The following is a 16082-nucleotide window of genomic DNA, read 5'->3' on the forward strand; positions in this document are numbered from 1 at the left end:
TTCCGTGTACTTCGATGGACGCCCCAACGGGGACACCCCTTCCTCTGGACCAACATCCAGTCTCAGGGTGTCCACATCTCAGGGGGAAGCCCACTGAGCCAGCCCCAGACACGCTGACATCGGCCAGTTCGGGACGTCGGTTGGACCGAAGTCCAGCCACACAGCGTGAGGCAGTGGCCGGCAGGCAGCACGCCCGCTCGCGGCAGAAGCGGACGTGGGCGGGCACGCTCGCCGTCAGTGTGTCCTGCATGATGGTTGTCGCCGACGTATCCCCCCGGCCGCATGGACGACAGTCGTACCTCAGCGGATGCGGCGATGCTACGGAATGCTCTCCTTTCGCATGGGCTCCACGCTGGCGGCCGGCACCGTCGCAATCATGTAACCCTCGGTCAGGTCTGGCTGCACGTCGACCATCGCGTTCCTACCGACGTAGCGGACGACGAACCTGGTCTCGCGCAGCCACGTCTCGTCATAGTCGGCAAGACTCTCCGACGCTTCACCCACGAATCGCACTTCGTCACCCGGCTTGACCGCAGCATCCGCCGGAGCCTCATCGCGTTGGATGGCCGTGATCGCCTGGATGAGAGTCTTCAGCGGTTCGGTGTCCGCGCCGTAGTGAACCAGATGGCCTGCCTGGCCGAAGATGACATCGGCCTGGGCTCTGCTCAAGTCGGCGAGCGCCTCGGCCGCACCGGCCGCCAGAGCCGGTCCCCCCGACGTGTCGAGTTGCGCCGCCAACGCTAGGAGCAGGCGATCGATGACACGTTCCGTAGTCTCCTCGTCCGTCACCCGGCAAGCCTATGACCCAGCCGACGGCACCGTTGTCGGCCAGCGCATGCAGGGCAGATCCGGTGTCATGCAGACGGCCAGTCCGTCGGCATCCGCTCATCGGCTCGTCCGGGACGTCGGCGACCGGCACCGGCGTCATCTTCGATGACGCACACTTGGTGCGGCAGATGAGGATGCCGCGAGCCTGCGCCGTCAATCTCCACTGCTGTCTACGGGGTAGAGCGCCGGGTTGATCGCAGCAAGGGTGCCCGATAGACGAGCGGCTCCTTGACGAATGCCTGGATCAGGATCTTCGAGCAACGCGTCGCACATCCGCACCGCAGCGTCACGTTCGCTGGCGTAGATCATGTACACGTCCTGAACTGCGGTAAAGATCCAGTCTGCACAGTTGTCATCGGCGTCCGCCAGCGCTCCCGCGACCAGCGCCAGACCGGCCGGGTCTTTCCTACGAAGCAGCGCATCCGCGGTCACGAGGGTCACGAACGTGTCGTCAGCATCAAGCAGAAGCCGTCGCAGCGGCTGTGCCGACTCCGGCATCTCCGCAAAACTCGCCAGGGCCCGGCCGGCATCCGCCCGGTCCTGGTAGGCGCCGCTGCCCGCCAGCCCCAGCAGCGCCACAACCACGGCACGTCGAGCTTCCACGTCCATGCCCGTCACCATCGAGGACCTCCGTTCGCGTTCCCGCCCCGACTCCGACCTACCAGCCACACGGAACCGACTACCGATGTCCGATGGCGAGCACACAGCGGCATGACAGTGCGGGCATCGAGCGCTGTAGGGAACGAGCTGCATCTATGCGGGTTGCGGTTGGCCCCTGTCCCACCCTCGCCGTCGCGGATCTGCACCCGGTAGTGTGCTGTGCCCTGTGCGCCGTCACCTGTGTGCTGTGCTGGGCCTGCGTTGTGTGCTGGGGAGTCGAACCCCTGCGCCTGCCCTCGGCGCGCCAGGAGTGAACCGGAATACCCGCCGGCTCTCGGGTTCGTGCACGCCTCCACGTCGGCTACCTGCTCCGCAACTCCTCAGTCCAGCAGGTCGACCTCCCAGTTCGTCCGCTGGATCACGGTGTCGACCTCACGAAGCTGCCGGGCGAGATCGTCGGCCTGGCTACGCAGCTGCGCTACCGGCAACGCCGGGATCATCTTCAGCTCCGACCGCAACTGCCGAAACCCTCGCTGACCCTCCCCAGCAGCGGCGTCCGCGGCAGAGGTGACCACGCTGTGCCGCAGGCGCAGCACGTCGCGGCGGGCAAGCGCGTCGGTGAGTGTGCCACCCTGAACCAGGGTGGCGGCGTTCGTGCGGTTGATCCGCCGAATCAGCGACTCCAGTTCCCCGAGCACCTCGCCCGCCTCCACCAGAAGTGCCGCAGCGTCCTCAGCAGGCGTCTCACCCTCCTGGTGTCGAGCGCTGGCGACGATGCGGGCGCGGAGTTGTTCGGCGCGACGCGCCGCATCCGCGCGCAGCGCAAGAGCCTCAGCAAGCTTCATGAACACCAGTATGGCCAGCGAAGATCAGTGCCACCTTCCAATTTCGGACCACGGCACGACGGAGCAGCAAGGACGGCGCGCCGGTTGCGGCAGAAGCGGATGCAGGGCAAGACGCAGACTTGGCGCACTCCGCGTGGCGTTGATGACGGACACGACCTCGACGAGCGCCGGCACGTGGCCGGCCTAACCCTGGGCGATACGGCAGGCCGCCCAATCATGACGACGTCGGGGCGCCACCAACCGGGCAGCCCACCTCACCTCCTGCTACAAGTGCTCGGCGGAAGAGTGTGGCCTTGGTAGACGGGTTCCCTGCCTGCGAGCCGAAGCGGGACGATGTATGGATGACCAGACCGAACGAAGAGACGCAGGCCGAGGTCGGTTGGTTCTGCGTTCGCTGCGTCTTTCGGGTGGGTGGCGACTCGGCGAGCCAGGTGTACGAGGAACGGCTGACGCTGTGGCGCGCCGAGGCTTTCGACGAGGCGATCGCGCTGGCCGAGGACGAGGCGCTCGGGTATGCGGCCGAGCAGTCCGACATGGAATTTGTGGGACTTGCCCAGGCATACCGGCTGTTTAGTGAGCCCGGGAATGGGGCGGAGGTCTTCTCTCTGGTTCGGGCCAGCGCTCTGGATCCGCCGGCCTACCTGACGAGGTTCTTCGACACCGGCGAGGAGCGACAGGCCGACACTGATCCCGGCACCTGACCGGGCACACCCGTGTTTCCAGCGATCTCGCAACCGACCTGCGGCAGATCAGGGCGGCTTGCCGACGACGCAAGGCACAATGTGCCATGGATGATCACCGGCTTTGCCGCCTATTCCGTCAGCGACGGCGAGGTGGAGCTGGCTGGCCCGCCTGCTGCCCTGCGTGCCCTCGCCCGGCTGTTACGTGCACCTGCCGAGCCCGTCGAGGCGACGATCACGGGCGGAGTCGTCGTTCAAACGGAAACCATCGGCCCGCTGCTCGTCAGCCTGGACGATGCCCCCCTGCACTTTTCCGGTGGTCGTGAGTGTCTCGACATCGTCTGGGATGCACTCGATGGCGTCGCTGAGCAGGCCGAGACCGCCGACGACCGAGCAGTCCACCGGCATCAGCACATCGAGTACCTTCCTGGAGACGACTACCCGGCACCGGAGTGCATCCCGCTGGTCATCGTGGCCGACTGGCCAGAAGAGGGCAACACGCTCGTCTCAGCTTAAGCGCGCGCTCAGCGGCATTTCCGGGCGTCGCGGGACAGCATGGGCAACACAGAGCGTGACGGCCCTGCAGGCGCGCGATTAGCTCACCGAAGAGTTACGGACTTCCGCACAGCGGTCGCAGTTGTCGGTGCCGACTGTCGGCCCCAGTGGCCCGCACGGCGGGCGCAGGATCCGCCGACCGAAGCGGGTTACGGTGGACAATTAACAATCCGACGATGAGGCTGCAAATGATCAATGTCCAGGAGTTCGCGCGACGGCTGAGCACTCTCGGAGCTGATGCGTTCACCAGCGACGACGTCGTGGACCTGGCGACCGCGGCCGATGTTCGCATCAGCGCAGACGTCGAGATCGACGCCACCCTGGCGCAGCGCTTACTCGACCAGATCTCGCCCACCCTGCCGGTCACCGGAGCCCAGATCGCGGCGTCGCAATGGCCGCCACCGAAGTCTTCCCGTCCTGCAGCGCCTTCGGTGTCGTTCTCCAGCCCCGGTGCCGTCGACGGACCGGCTGATCAGCCGACCCGACCCCGCAGTTCTGGGTCTACGGGTAGCGGTCGGCGACCCGCCTCCCGACGAACTGGCAGGTGAAACTGCAGTCCCAGCTCTTTAAGCAACCGCCAGACTGCTCACCACAGCCGTCGACTACGACGCGAGCTGCGAACCCAAATCTCGCCGCCATCATCGGCTGAACTTCGTCCTCCTGTCCGGCTCTGTACGCCCGGGCAGGCTCGACGCACGATGATCCCCGGTAAAGCATGCGGATCGCGGCATGAGCGTGCACGCGATCTTGCGACGAGCGCCGCCAGAATTGCGGCGGATGGATTTCGGCCCAATGGCGGCCCTGCCATGGCACCTCGCCTTGCCGCGTCGTGCGTGAGGTCCGGGTGACGGCTGCCAGACTGATCGGATGCTCCGCGAGTACGAGCCTCCGACGCCGGAGATCCTGCGGTGGGTGGCACACCACGTTCATCGACGCGCCCGGGTGAGATCGGTCGCGCCCCTGCCGGGCGGGATCACCGCCGACATGGACCGAGTCAGCGTCGATTCCCCCGGCGGGCTCATGGACGTGGTGCTGCGTCGTTGGCCGGGTGACGACTGGGCGGAGGGCTTGGTGACACGCGAGGCCGCCGCGCTCGCGGCCGTCCGTGGCTGCGGGGTGCCCGCGCCCCAACTCATCGCGATGGACGAAAACGGGGCCGAGACCGGGGTGCGGTGCACGCTCACGACCGCGCTCGCCGGGCAACCGGACCTGACCCCGGCTGACATGCAGTCCTGGCTGGGTCAGCTCGCGACCGTACAGGCCGCGATCCACGCCGTACCCGAGCATCCGCACATCCGGTGGGATGGCTGGTATGACGACAGCGCACCACTGGACTGGCTGGTCGACCGTGGCCTGCGTGATGCCGCCCGTGAAGCTGCCTCAGGGCCGCTCGTTGCGGAGAAGGTCCTTGTCCACGGCGACTACCAGCACTTCAACGTACTGTGGTGCGACGGTCGCTTCAGCGGCATCGTTGACTGGCCGAACGCGGCCACTGGCAACCGGGGCAGCGACGTCGGCCACTGCAGGCTCAACTTGGCGGTGTTGTTCGACACCAGGACGGCTGGGGACTATCTGGTGACGTACGAGCGCGCCGCGGGAGTCCGGGTGGACCGGCGAGCCGACCTACGCGCGCTGCTCTGCTTCGACCTCGGATGGCAACGCTTCATACCCCGTCAGGTCGGCGGGCGGGCTCCACTCGACCTGGCCGGGATGCCTGATCGAGTCGCCGCCGCGATCCGCGACGCGTTGGACACAATCGACTAGCCCGCCGTGGACACGACCCACTGGCCAGCCGGGAAACCTCTAGCCACCGCTGTGACCACCACCTCAAGGGCAAAAGGCAACCCCACGTATGACCGCTCACCAGTACGCCTGGACGCCGGCACCGGCGGGAATCCGACCTTCGGTCACGAGCGCTTCGCGGCAGATCCGGATGCGGACTTGGCAGATCCGTCAACGGGTGTCGTGCAGACTGGGCCGATGGCAAGTGTTGGTTCAGTACGCACCTTCGACGCCGAAGAGGGTTGGGGCGTCATCGACGGCCCGGATGTGCCGGGCGGGTGCTGGGTCCACTTCTCGGTCATTGCGATGGACGGGTGCCGAGAGTTGGCCCGCGGGCAGCACGTTTCGTTCCGCGCCGAGGTGGCGCGCCAGGACGGTTTCGCCTATCGAGCCGTGAAGGTCTGGACGGGTGACGTCGAGCCGGCCGATCAGCCGCGAACCCAGCGCCGCTCCGTCGCCTACCACAGCTCGTTGACCTTGACATTCGATCCGCCCCGCTCCAACGACGTGGTCGTACCGCAGGCGTAAGTGGCGCCACGCCGCGCACTGTGCGGCAGATCCGGATGGCTGTACAAGCGGCGGACGCTGTTTCGTCATGGGTCTCAGATCCATGTCCAAGGACGGATCGCTTTCCGCACGCGTCCGCGCCAGCGTGCACGTTGCGGGTGGAGGAAAACCTCTATGTCCTCCAGGGCGTTGGCGGCGGTACCGCTGAGGTGTGGAACCGACCGGGCTCGGTGCAGCGCAGCGACTACTCGGCCTTCGTCCAACTGACGATAGACCCTCGCCAGATGTCCCAGACATGTTGCGGCAAGGGCGCTGACTTGGCGGTCGTCGTGCCTGAGCAGCTGGAGATGCAGTTCCTGCAACTCTTCCCAGTCTCCGTCGCTGTACAGCGCGGTGCCGACCATGGCATCCAGGGCGCCAGAGAGGTCACCGCGATCGAGCGCTACGCGTACCTCGGCCGGCGTCGCTGACGGCGGGTTGTGGAAGACATGATGCTCGTGGCGCACAGTTACATCCTTGCTCACGCACGGACCGGTCAGGTACCCCTGGTCGCGGCATGAGCGGGCACGTGATCACGCGTGCCATGTCCGCCAGGCTCTGTCGGCCACGGCGTGACTGAACAGCCTTTGAAGATCGATATCCGCGACTATACTACGGGCGTGACGGACTACCTCGCATCGATCTATGCCCCGGCCTGAGAGGCCGCTTCGCGCAGATGACGGTCCGATTGCCGAGTTCGCGCAGAAACTGAGAGCCTTGCGGGAGAAGGCGGGGTCACCGAAGTACCTGCTGATGGCGCGGCGGACGGGCCGGTCGCGCACAGCGTTGGCCGAGGCTGCAGGCGGTGACCATCTGCCCAGCTGGGACACCGTCAAGGCGTATGTCGAGGCATGCGGTGCCGATCCACTGGAGTGGTTGCCGAGGTGGGAACGCGCGCGAGAGACGATCCGCGAGCATCGAGCAAGCCCTGTTGCCGCGCCGGCCGAACCGCAGCCGCCCACGCCACCACAGGAGTCCGCCGACGACGTGGCTATTCTGCTGCGGCTTTGGCAGGAGCAACGGGATCAGGCGCGCCAGAGTGAGAACCATCGCGCGATCCTCAGCATCACGATCGCACTGATCTGTGCCGTCACGGGTTTCGCCAGCGCCGGCGTGGGACCCGTACCGGTGCAGGTGTCGCTCGCCCTTGTCGTTGTGACGCTCGCGTTCGTCGGAGCGATGAGTAGCCACAAGTACTACGAGCGGCATCAGATGCATATGAACGAGGCACGCCGGCTCCGCCAGCAGCTCGACCAGCTGCGTCCACACCTGCGCATCGAAACCACATGGATCAGTTCCCGCACCGAGCATGCGGCCCGTTATCCGCGGGTGTACCGGCTGCGGCTACATCATCTCTGGGTGATCGTTCACCTGGTGCTTGCCCTCGTGGGTGCCGTGCTACTGGCTCGCGTCGTCCTGCTGAGGCAGCCATGACGGACCCCGATTCGCTGTTCGATCCGCTGCTGACCGTTGACATCTCGCGGTTCGAGGTGCAACCGCTGTTCCTCGGTGTGTTCTTTGGTGCGTTCGGCATCGACACCCGCGCCAAGCTTGGGGTCATCTCGGCGACGTTCGATGTGGGCCGCGACCTGCTCGCTCCGCTGATGGTCAAGGCCGCCATCGACATCCTGCCCTACCTGCAGGACACCGTAAATCGGGATCCGCGAACCCGAATCATATTCGCCGGGCGAGACTCGTTCAGTCTCGGCTATGTCGTCAGCGCGATCGACCCGCACTTCAGCGCCGCCCATTGTCGCAGCCTGTACCTTACCCGGGCAATCGTGGACGATGCGCTGGCCGACCTGGAGCGGCAGGGTCAATCGTTCGCGGAGATCGAGACATTCCGCAAGCGCCGACCGGGCACACCCAGCAGCAGAGCGTGGCAGCGCCTGCAGGGGTATCTGCAAGACAGCGACTTGCAGGTGGAGTCGGCTCCCGGGCCGGTCGTCATCGTGGACACCGGCTACAAGGGCAGCATCCAGGAAATGCTGGCCGCACTGCACCCGGGCGTGCGATTCACCGGCCACTACGTCTTCTACTCAGCGGCCCTGGACGATCCGCACCCGGGGACCAAACGTGGTCACGTCTTCGACGCAGGCACGGGACCGGCCCGCGGTGGCCACGCCCTGCGGGGCGACCTACCGCTGGATCCGTCCCTGACGTTCGCCCATCACGAAGCGATCGTCGCCGTGGAGGAGCTCCTGCAGGGTAGCCAGCTCAGCCCTACTGCCATGGACCCCACAGGGCGTCCACGACTGCGTCGGGCCAGACGGACCAGCAGCCCGTACGAAGGGCTGAACCCGGCGCTGATCGGCGAGGAGTTCACTGATCCAGTCTTCCGCGAGGGTGTGCTCGCGTTCAACGTCTTTGCGGTCAGCCGCCTGGCCCGCCGGATTGCCAGCCACGTCGACCTATCCGCGAAGGGGTGGTATCAAACCGCCAGCGCCAGTGCCTGGTATCACGAACTGGCGGTCCAAGTGGAACGGCTCCGCGACAACCTGCGGCTGTGGATCTCCCGTGATCCGGGCGGAACGATGGACCCAGTCCTACGCCGCATGCTCGATGGCTTCGTCCACCGCTCCGACCGGCATCTGATCCGTAAGCTCGACGAGCAGATCTGTGAGATGCCTCCCGAGCGGCAGGCACAGATCTGGGCCGCCTTCGACCGCTGTTCCACCATCGAAGCCAAGAGCCGCTTCGCTGTTGACGACGCCGGGGACGAGCACATCGAGCTACCGCCAGTCCTGCTCCAACGAGATCGTGCGGTCACCACGCTACAGGCGGGCGCTCCAGGATTGACGACTGGTGAAGCACATCGGATCGCCATTGCGCTGGCCGACGACGCCAACGCCGTCGAGCTTGCCGGCGCGACGCTCGCAAAGGCCTCGTTGTCAGTGGACGCTTACCTCGACGCGTACCACGCTCGTGCCGACGAGGTCCTTGACTCCGACATCCGCGTCGTGAGTCGGCTCGCCCTGATCGTCGCGCGAGACCTCGCCGGACGCTTCGGTCTGTGACGATCGCGTGGTGGCCGCACTGGAACCGCGCGGCCACCACGCACCGATCAGCGAGCCTCGATGATGATGTTGGTGACGTGACTCCAGCCCGGGCAGGATGAGTACTGGGTGTGCGTCCCGCTCGGCCAGCTCCACCAACCCGAGTTGGTCGAGCCCGTGGCCCAGCACCAGGTCACGACGCGCCAGTCGCCGCTGCCGGTGCAGGTACCCCACGCCGTGTTCGCGTTGTTGTAGCCCTTGGTGCACTGCGTGGGGTCGACCGCGAGGGCCGGGGCGGCGAGGCCTACGGCGCCGATAGCCGTGCCAAGGGCTGCGGCGACGAGCATCGAGCCGACCCGCCGCACAGGCCGCCTCGTGCGGCCGGCTGGCTTGATCTTGACGTTCATAGTGTCTCCTCGGCTTCGGAGGCGCAGCGCGCCTGCTACAGCCGGTTCTACCGACACTGCCAACCGCCGCCGGCTGGCGACGGTTTACTCCGCCAAGCGGCGTTCTACAAGGTCACAAGCGGTCCACGCTCGCCCTCCTCACAGGCGGCCATCACCGTCGGCAAAGCCGCCGTAACACACCGATCGGCTGGATTCACCATCATTAACGCCCCGACGCATCCAAGATCAGATGCACGCTCATCGGCAGATCCGGATGCCCCCAGGGCTCGACGAGATCATCGTCATTGGTGGCGCCTCGCGCCACAAGGCAAAGCGCACGGGTCCAACTCGACGGCAAGATGCGGAACCACGCCCTCACCCCACCCCGCCCTCCACGCATTCGATCAGTATTCGTGAATTGATTGAGGAAGGGTGAAAGTTCGGCATCGTCAAGCTCGCACGGACCCGACCGGACGCCCCCGGACAGTCCGACACGCAGGGGATGCTCGTCGCACGAGCAGCCACCGAGCAGCCAACCGTCCCTCGTGGACAGAAACAGACAAGGCCCTGACCGCCGTTATGGCAGGTCAGGGCCTTGTCGATCTTGTGCGCCCGAAGGGACTCGAACCCCTAACCTTCTGATCCGTAGTCAGATGCTCTATCCGTTGAGCTACGGGCGCTGGTGCTCGGCCAGTCTACACACCCGGCCTTCGCGCGGAGACTCCGGGATTCGAACCCGGGAGGGGCTTTAAGACCCCAACCGCATTAGCAGTGCGGCGCCATAGACCAGACTAGGCGAAGTCTCCCTGGTGGCCCGCAGACCACCGCGCCCGAGGATACAGGCCCCGCCCGTCCGGGGGCAAAGCGACTACCGGAACCCGCCGCCCCGCAGACCGGCGAGGGGATTCTTGCGCTGTGCGTCGCCGTGATCGCGACTACGCTCCATCGACATGCAGGAGGAGTCGCCACGCGAGCATGACCACCCGGAACCTGCTCGGGAAGCGCGCCGCCGCTTGCCGAAGGCGACGTTCACAGCGCCTCCGGCTCCGGCGCCCCCGAGCGACGCGGAGCCGGAGGAGGGCGAGGGCGGGCGTCGACCTCGTCAGGCGAAGCCCGCGCCGGGTCTGATCTTCCAGCCGCCGCCCGTTGCCGAACAGCCGGCGCCCCGTCAGACTCGTCCCGCTTCGTCCAGGACACCGTTCACCCCCACGCCTCCGGCCACTCCGGCACCCCCCGCCGATGCTGGACCGGCACCCGCGGCCGGTCCGGCATCGGCGGGAAGCCAACCGGCCCAAAGGGGAGCCGACGGTCCGGACGGCGCGTCTTCGGACACCCCTGCGCCGTCGCGTCGGAGGGCCGCCGCTAAGAAGGCACCTCGATCGAGACCTGAGCCGACCGGGCCGGAATCGGGCGCCACCGGTCCCGCCGATTCCTCTGCCGCTGGGGCAGCGACCGCCGGGCCGTCGACCGGTAGCGGGCAGCACGACGCGACCGGAACGCCGTCGAGCAGCGATGGGCAGAACGACGCGACTGCGACTGCGGCGACGCAGCCGGCTCCGGCCCGGAAGACGGCCAGAAAGGCCACGCCGAGAAAGGCCACGCTGGCTGCGGCTGCTTCCGCCGAGGCCACCCCGGTGAAGAAGACGGCGAGGAAGGCGGCGGCGAAGGCCGCACCCGGCCGGAAGTCCGCGACGAAGGCGACCGGGGTCACCGCCGCCGGTGGGATCACAGCTGCCGCCGTGGTCGGAGCGGACGACGCCGTGCCCCAGGCCGAGGAGACCGCCTCGGCCCGCACCGACACCTCCCCAGCAGAGCAGGCCACTGAGCCGACCCCGGCCGAGGCAACCCCCACACCGACCCTGGCCGGGCCTACCCCCACACCGAACGCCGCGGAGCCGACCCCAGTCGGGCCGACCCCCACACCGAACGCCGCCGAGCCGACCCTGCCACCGAACGCCGCAGCACAGACCGGCGCCGACGTGAGCGATCCGACCGAGTCGGATCCGACCCGACCGGGCTCCGTCGAGACGACCCGGCCCGAGCCGGCCCCGGGCAAGCCGACCCCGACCGCACCAGAACCAGCACCGCTCGACGCGATCGAAGCGGGGCTCGTCGGGCGTACGCCGGATCTGCGGATGCTCGTGTCGCGGTTGCTGGAGCACCCGGGCTACGCACCGGAGCTGCTCGCCCTGACGGCCGTCGAGGCGCTCGGGCCGGGGGCGGCGGCGTGGGCGCGGCGGCTGCGGCAGAGGTACCCGGAGGCGGACGGCGACGGTCTGGCCCGGCTGGCCGACCGACGGTTCGTCCGGCAGGCGGGGGTCGGCGGGGCGACCGCCGCGCTGGCGGGTGTGTTCGCGCCGGTGGTGGAGTTGGTGGCGGTGCTCTGGACGCAGGCGAGCCTGGTGCTGCACCTGGCTGCGGCGTACGGCCGTGATCCGGCGGATCCGGAGCGGGCGGTGGAGCTGCTGGTGTTGGCGCAGGTGCATCCGGACGAGGCGAGTGCGCGGTCGGCGCTGGCGGCGGCGCGGACGGCGGACGGGCCGGGCGAGCAGCCGGGGCCACGGGCCGCCGAGGCGGCCTGGCGGCTGGCGGCGCCGCTGGCCGCGCAGGCGGGCGGCTGGTTGGCGTTGCGGTGGGCGTCCAGGTTGCTGCCCGGCGCGGCGGTGGTGACGGCGGCGGTCGGTGACTCGGCGGCGGCGCAGCGGCTGTCCTCCCGCGCGGTCGCCGCCTATCGCCCGACGCGACGTCGCTGACCACGGCCTGCCGGACCCCCGCTGACCACGGCTTGCCGGGCCCAACGGCCGCCCGCGTCCCCGACCGAGGCCAGCCCCACCATCCGGGAGCGCGACCGCCACCGGGCCAGGGACCTGCGCGGTCAGAGCCAGTCGAACCATTCTCGGGGCAGCAGGCTGTAGCCGACGAAAGCGAAGATGTCGAGCAGGGCGTGCGCCACGATCAACGGCATCACCCGGCGGGTACGCAGGTAGAAGAGGCTGAACACGACGCCCATGACCGCGTTGCCGATGAACGCGCCGAAGCCCTGGTAGAGGTGGTAGGAGGCACGGAGAAGGGCGCTGGTGGCGATGATCGCGCCGACTCGCCACTGGAGCTGCCGTAGCCGGGTCATCAGGTAGCCGACCACGATCACCTCTTCCAGGATCGAGTTCTGGAAGGCGGCGAGGATCAGCACCGGCACGGTCCACCAGAGGTCGGGCAGCGCGGCCGGCACCACGGTGGCGTTGATGCCGAGTTGGGCTGCCGCCCAGAACAGCACCAGGCCGGGGAGCCCGATCAGTGCCGCCAGCCCGGCTCCCTGGGCGATGTCGGCCCAGGGTCGTCGGGCGTCCAGGCCGAGGGTGCGTACCGGGTCGCCGGGGTCGCGGGTGAGCAGGTGTACGGCGAGCAGCACCGGCAGCAGCGCGAAGACGATGCCGAGCAACTGGTACGTGAGGTCGAGGTACGGCCGGGCCGACGCGGAGGTGTTCAGCGCGGCGGTCTGCCGGGAGAGTCCGCCCTCGGCGGTCAGCTTCGCGATGATCGAGACGGTGGCGTAGACGGCCGACTGGCCGAGCGAGAGGCCGAGCACGAGCATCGTCTCGGTGCCGAGTGTCCGACGGGACGTCGGGCTGGTCAGCTCTGCGGTCACCGCACCACTGTGCCCGACCGTCTGCCCTGGTGGCATCCGGGTGTCACTGAGCGCGCCTCACGTCGGATCGCACATTCTGTGCGACCCACATGCACGCTCCGTGGACATTCTATCGGTGTTCCCGATCCCCGCCGGCAGAAGAAGGAGCGCTCCCAGGTGGACAACTTCGCGCGGCTGCTGAAGGAGAGCTGGGCCCTGGTCGAGGAGGATCGGGCCCGGTTGACGGACCACTTCTACGCGCGGGTCTTTCTCCTCGACCCGGAGCTGCGCAAGCTGTTCCCGGTGCAGATGTCCGGGCAGGGTGACCGGCTCCTCGAAGCGATCATCGCGGCGATCCACACCGTGGACGACCCGGAGGGGTTCGACGAGTTCCTGCGGGCGCTGGGCAGGGACCACCGCAAGTACCACGTCGACGCGGCGCACTACGACACGATGGGTGTCGCGTTGTTGGACGCGTTGCGTAGCACCGCCGGGGACGGCTGGAACCTGGAGTACGACCAGGCGTGGCGGGACGCGTACGCGGCGATCGCCGAGAAGATGCTGGCCGGGGCGGCGGCGGACGACAACCCGCCGTTCTGGCACGCGGAGGTGCTGACCCACCGGCGGTACGGCTCGGACACCGCCGTCTTCACCTGCCGCGCGTTGCAACATCCGCTGTCCTGGAAGGCCGGCCAGTACGTCAGCGTGGAGGCGCCCCGGCACCATCCCCGGGTGTGGCGGACGTACTCGGTGGCGAACGCTCCGAACGACGACAACGTGCTGGAGTTCCACGTGCGTACGCCGCCGGAGGCGGCCGGCTGGGTCTCGGGTGCGCTGGTCCGCCGGATCAAGCCGGGTGACCTGCTGCGGGTGGCCGCGCCGATGGGGTCGATGACGTTGGACCGCGCGTCGGAGCGGGACATCCTCTGTGTCGCCGGTGGGGTCGGGCTGGCGCCGGTGAAGGCCCTGGTGGAGGAGTTGGCCGGCTACAACCGGGCACGCTGGGTGCACGTCTTCTACGGTGCCCGTACCGAGGCGGACCTGTACGGTCTCGACCAGTTGCGGGAGCTGGTGGCGGCACATCCGTGGCTGTCGGTGACGCCGGCGTGCAGCGACGACCCTGACTTCGACGGCGAGCAGGGTGACATCTCCGAGGTGGTGGCCCGCTACGGGCCGTGGACCGCGCACGACTGCTACGTCTCCGGTTCCGCCTCGATGGTCCGGTCGACGTTGCGGGTGCTCGCCGCCGACGACGTCCCGCCTCAGCAGACCAGGTACGACACCTTCGGCAACCTGTAGAGCTTTTCTCCCCCCGAGCCGGGGCGCGTGCCCCTGCCCCCTGGGGCACGCGCCCCGGCCCTCCCTGATCGGGCGGACCGGCACCGCCCGCGCCACCGCGCCCGTCCGGCCGTCGTTCCCACCCGGGCGGGCGCGGTGGCGCCTCCCGCGAGCCCGTGACCGACGGATCATGAGTCCGCCGTTCACACCTTGGCGCGGGGCGCCACCCGCGCAGGCGGCAGGGGTCAGTAGCGCCAGGGGTTCCCGGTCTCCCGGTACTCCTCGATCGGCACCAGCGGCACGCCGGGCGCCATCCGGTCGACGTAGAGCCGCCCCTCCAGGTGGTCGATCTCGTGCGCGACCAGGCGGGCCATGCCGAACTCGAACGAGGTGATCACCCGTCCGCCGTCGAAATGCGCGTGCTCCACGTCGATCCGCAGCGCTCGGGGCACCAGCCCACGGTGGTCGAAGAAGGAGAGGCAGCCCTCGTACTGTTCGTCGGTGTCCGGCGCGGCCTCGACCACCCGGGGGTTGAGCAGGACGACGGGCTCGGCGGTGCGGTCGGGCGGGCGGACCACGGCCGCCGCGCGACCGATGTCGAGCTGTGGCGCGGCGACGCCCACGCCCTTGGTGAAGGGGTGGATCTCGTCCAGCCGGGCCATCGCGGTGACCAGCCGGTCGACGATCTCGCGGGCGGCGTGTTCCTCGCGGGGCAGGTCGAACGGTCGGGCGGGCTGCCGCAGCAGGTCCGCGCCGCGCTGCACGACACCGAGTCCGCGCATCCGGTCGGACGGCCGGACCCGGCCGGCTTCCGGCTCGGTCTCCGGTTCGGCGCGGAAGCGCCACTGCATCCGGTAGCGGGCGTTCAGCGGCGGCTCGTCGGTCGCCCAGTCGAAGATCGCCCGGTCGTCCTCGTCCCGCCGGGTCACCGCCGTGCGCAGCGGCCCCTCCTCCGCCGAGAGCGAGGTCTCCGCGCCCCAGACCTGCGGGTCCAGCGCCGCCGGCAGATCCAGGCGTACGGCGAGGTACCGGGTGGGTACGCGGACCGCCCGCTGGAACCAGGGGCCCCACTTGTCCCGTCCGACGGTGTACGCGTACTCGATGGTGGCGCGGCGACCCGGGTAGAGCGGGAAGCGGCGGTCGGCGTTCTCGAAGAGCAGCCAGATCTCCTTGAAGGCGTCCCGGTCGTGCTTGGCCCGCCAGTGCATGGCCTCCCGCTCGCCGGACTCCTCGCGGAGTGCGCTCAGTTGCAGTTCGGCGAAGGTGAGCGGGTGTTCCCGGTGGTGCCGGTTGGAGCGGCCCGGGTCGTTCGGGTAGCGGTCGACGGCGATCCGGACCAGGTAGCGCGTGACCGGTTCGGTGCCGGCGTTGTACAGCTCCCGGCGGATGACGCAGTGGTAGGAGTCGTCGGTGTGGGTGAGTGTGGCGGTCTCGCGTTCGACGATGAGTCCGGTGCCCGGCGGCATCCACTGGCCGGGGAGGACGGGTTCCCGGTGGTGGCGCTCGACTCGGGCGTGGCGCAGGTCGTCGTACTCCCGGAACCGCTGCCAGATGGCGCCGCTGGCCTCCAGGACGGCCTCGGCGCGCCGGGCGAAGTCCTCGGTGGGTCGGTGCCGCCGCCCTTCCACGTGGCTGACGTACGACGGGTCGAAACCCATCAGGGTGGCGAGTTGTTTCTTGGACAGCCCCCGCTCCGTCCGGTGCCGTGCGAGTTCGGCGGCGAACGAGTCGGCAGCCCGATCGAGCGGTGAGGTCGTCATCAGCTTCCTCGTGGCCGGGTGCATCAAGTTTCACGTTGCGTCGCCGATCACGCACACATCTGGCATGTTCTCGACAGGACCCTTGACCGGTGAGCGATTTCTACCGATACTGCCCCGAGTCTCCGGTGCGACACTCTGCGTGACCGCTGCCCGTCGAGTGATCCGAACCTCTCGCTTTTCCTTCTTCCCGGGTTCCCCGGA

General features: G+C 68.5%; 16 protein-coding genes and 2 tRNA genes. 10 read left to right on the forward strand and 8 right to left on the reverse strand.

Going from position 1 to position 16082, the window contains the following annotated elements:
• Nucleotides 1-318 precede the first annotated feature (318 nt).
• From ACFYTT_RS30320 to ACFYTT_RS30330, 3 genes are all read right to left on the reverse strand, one after another.
• Complete coding sequence (locus tag ACFYTT_RS30320) at nt 319-789, reverse strand: hypothetical protein (RefSeq protein WP_387264348.1); 471 nt, start codon at nt 787-789, stop codon at nt 319-321.
• Nucleotides 790-981: 192 nt separating this feature from the next.
• Nucleotides 982-1449, reverse strand: coding sequence for a hypothetical protein (locus ACFYTT_RS30325; protein ID WP_387264350.1), 468 nt, complete (start codon nt 1447-1449; stop codon nt 982-984).
• 359 nt (nt 1450-1808) lie between these two features.
• The gene (locus ACFYTT_RS30330; protein ID WP_278178516.1) at nt 1809-2273 is read right to left on the reverse strand and encodes a DIP1984 family protein; all 465 of its coding nucleotides are present in this window, start codon (nt 2271-2273) and stop codon (nt 1809-1811) included.
• 341 nt (nt 2274-2614) lie between these two features.
• On the opposite strand from ACFYTT_RS30330, the gene ACFYTT_RS30335 reads away from it, so the two are divergent.
• The 8 genes from ACFYTT_RS30335 to ACFYTT_RS30370 all read left to right on the forward strand — a co-directional run bounded on the left by ACFYTT_RS30335 (nt 2615) and on the right by ACFYTT_RS30370 (nt 8853).
• On the forward strand, nt 2615-2974 hold the full coding sequence (locus tag ACFYTT_RS30335; RefSeq protein ID WP_387264352.1) for a hypothetical protein: 360 nt from the start codon (nt 2615-2617) through the stop codon (nt 2972-2974).
• A gap of 90 nt (nt 2975-3064) precedes the next feature.
• Complete coding sequence (locus tag ACFYTT_RS30340; protein WP_387264353.1) at nt 3065-3469, forward strand: hypothetical protein; 405 nt, start codon at nt 3065-3067, stop codon at nt 3467-3469.
• A gap of 215 nt (nt 3470-3684) precedes the next feature.
• The gene (locus ACFYTT_RS30345) at nt 3685-4056 is read left to right on the forward strand and encodes a hypothetical protein (protein ID WP_387264355.1); all 372 of its coding nucleotides are present in this window, start codon (nt 3685-3687) and stop codon (nt 4054-4056) included.
• 319 nt (nt 4057-4375) lie between these two features.
• The gene (locus ACFYTT_RS30350) at nt 4376-5272 is read left to right on the forward strand and encodes a phosphotransferase family protein (protein ID WP_387264357.1); all 897 of its coding nucleotides are present in this window, start codon (nt 4376-4378) and stop codon (nt 5270-5272) included.
• 51 nt (nt 5273-5323) lie between these two features.
• Complete coding sequence (locus ACFYTT_RS30355) at nt 5324-5818, forward strand: cold-shock protein (RefSeq protein ID WP_387264359.1); 495 nt, start codon at nt 5324-5326, stop codon at nt 5816-5818.
• A gap of 137 nt (nt 5819-5955) precedes the next feature.
• Nucleotides 5956-6267 carry a hypothetical protein gene (locus tag ACFYTT_RS30360; RefSeq protein WP_387264361.1) on the forward strand — a complete coding sequence of 104 codons (312 nt, stop codon included), beginning with the start codon at nt 5956-5958 and terminating at the stop codon, nt 6265-6267.
• 214 nt (nt 6268-6481) lie between these two features.
• Nucleotides 6482-7270, forward strand: a complete 789-nt coding sequence (locus ACFYTT_RS30365; protein WP_387264363.1) for a helix-turn-helix domain-containing protein — start codon at nt 6482-6484, stop codon at nt 7268-7270.
• Nucleotides 7267-8853 carry a hypothetical protein gene (locus tag ACFYTT_RS30370; protein ID WP_387264365.1) on the forward strand — a complete coding sequence of 529 codons (1587 nt, stop codon included), beginning with the start codon at nt 7267-7269 and terminating at the stop codon, nt 8851-8853. Before ACFYTT_RS30365 ends, ACFYTT_RS30370 begins: the two co-directional genes overlap by 4 nt.
• Before the next feature lie 47 nt (nt 8854-8900).
• On the opposite strand, the gene ACFYTT_RS30375 is transcribed toward ACFYTT_RS30370, so the two are convergent.
• The 3 genes from ACFYTT_RS30375 to ACFYTT_RS30385 form a co-directional block, all read right to left on the reverse strand.
• Nucleotides 8901-9239 (reverse strand): hypothetical protein, encoded by a 339-nt coding sequence (locus ACFYTT_RS30375; RefSeq protein ID WP_387264367.1) that lies wholly within the window; start codon nt 9237-9239, stop codon nt 8901-8903.
• Between the two features lie 586 nt (nt 9240-9825).
• A tRNA-Arg gene (locus ACFYTT_RS30380) sits at nt 9826-9898 on the reverse strand.
• A 35-nt stretch (nt 9899-9933) separates the two neighbouring features.
• Nucleotides 9934-10024 (reverse strand) — tRNA-Ser (locus tag ACFYTT_RS30385).
• An 828-nt stretch (nt 10025-10852) separates the two neighbouring features.
• On the opposite strand from ACFYTT_RS30385, the gene ACFYTT_RS30390 reads away from it, so the two are divergent.
• On the forward strand, nt 10853-11971 hold the full coding sequence (locus tag ACFYTT_RS30390) for a hypothetical protein (protein ID WP_387264368.1): 1119 nt from the start codon (nt 10853-10855) through the stop codon (nt 11969-11971).
• Nucleotides 11972-12093: 122 nt separating this feature from the next.
• Here the strand turns inward: ACFYTT_RS30390 and ACFYTT_RS30395 are convergent, their stop codons facing one another.
• Nucleotides 12094-12900, reverse strand: a complete 807-nt coding sequence (locus ACFYTT_RS30395; RefSeq protein WP_387264369.1) for a CPBP family intramembrane glutamic endopeptidase — start codon at nt 12898-12900, stop codon at nt 12094-12096.
• 120 nt (nt 12901-13020) lie between these two features.
• Here ACFYTT_RS30395 and ACFYTT_RS30400 point away from each other — a divergent pair, with 120 nt between their 5' ends.
• Complete coding sequence (locus tag ACFYTT_RS30400) at nt 13021-14142, forward strand: globin domain-containing protein (protein WP_131057683.1); 1122 nt, start codon at nt 13021-13023, stop codon at nt 14140-14142.
• 224 nt (nt 14143-14366) lie between these two features.
• Here ACFYTT_RS30400 and ACFYTT_RS30405 read toward each other — a convergent pair whose 3' ends face one another.
• Nucleotides 14367-15881, reverse strand: coding sequence for a peptide deformylase (locus ACFYTT_RS30405; RefSeq protein ID WP_131055932.1), 1515 nt, complete (start codon nt 15879-15881; stop codon nt 14367-14369).
• Nucleotides 15882-16082: the final 201 nt, after the last annotated feature.

Source organism: Micromonospora sp. NPDC003816, assembly GCF_042874705.1.
Taxonomy (GTDB): domain Bacteria; phylum Actinomycetota; class Actinomycetes; order Mycobacteriales; family Micromonosporaceae; genus Micromonospora.

Bases quoted from the DNA above. Each gene is read 5' to 3' on its own strand.
- ACFYTT_RS30335 (WP_387264352.1), top strand. From the start codon at position 2,615: ATGACCAGACCGAACGAAGAGACGCAGGCCGAGGTCGGTTGGTTCTGC.
- ACFYTT_RS30375 (WP_387264367.1), bottom strand. From the start codon at position 9,239: ATGAACGTCAAGATCAAGCCAGCCGGCCGCACGAGGCGGCCTGTGCGG.
- ACFYTT_RS30365 (WP_387264363.1), top strand. From the start codon at position 6,482: ATGCCCCGGCCTGAGAGGCCGCTTCGCGCAGATGACGGTCCGATTGCC.
- ACFYTT_RS30395 (WP_387264369.1), bottom strand. From the start codon at position 12,900: ATGCCACCAGGGCAGACGGTCGGGCACAGTGGTGCGGTGACCGCAGAG.
- ACFYTT_RS30405 (WP_131055932.1), bottom strand. From the start codon at position 15,881: ATGACGACCTCACCGCTCGATCGGGCTGCCGACTCGTTCGCCGCCGAA.
- ACFYTT_RS30345 (WP_387264355.1), top strand. From the start codon at position 3,685: ATGAGGCTGCAAATGATCAATGTCCAGGAGTTCGCGCGACGGCTGAGC.
- ACFYTT_RS30350 (WP_387264357.1), top strand. From the start codon at position 4,376: ATGCTCCGCGAGTACGAGCCTCCGACGCCGGAGATCCTGCGGTGGGTG.
- ACFYTT_RS30325 (WP_387264350.1), bottom strand. From the start codon at position 1,449: ATGGTGACGGGCATGGACGTGGAAGCTCGACGTGCCGTGGTTGTGGCG.
- ACFYTT_RS30330 (WP_278178516.1), bottom strand. From the start codon at position 2,273: ATGAAGCTTGCTGAGGCTCTTGCGCTGCGCGCGGATGCGGCGCGTCGC.
- ACFYTT_RS30370 (WP_387264365.1), top strand. From the start codon at position 7,267: ATGACGGACCCCGATTCGCTGTTCGATCCGCTGCTGACCGTTGACATC.
- ACFYTT_RS30340 (WP_387264353.1), top strand. From the start codon at position 3,065: ATGATCACCGGCTTTGCCGCCTATTCCGTCAGCGACGGCGAGGTGGAG.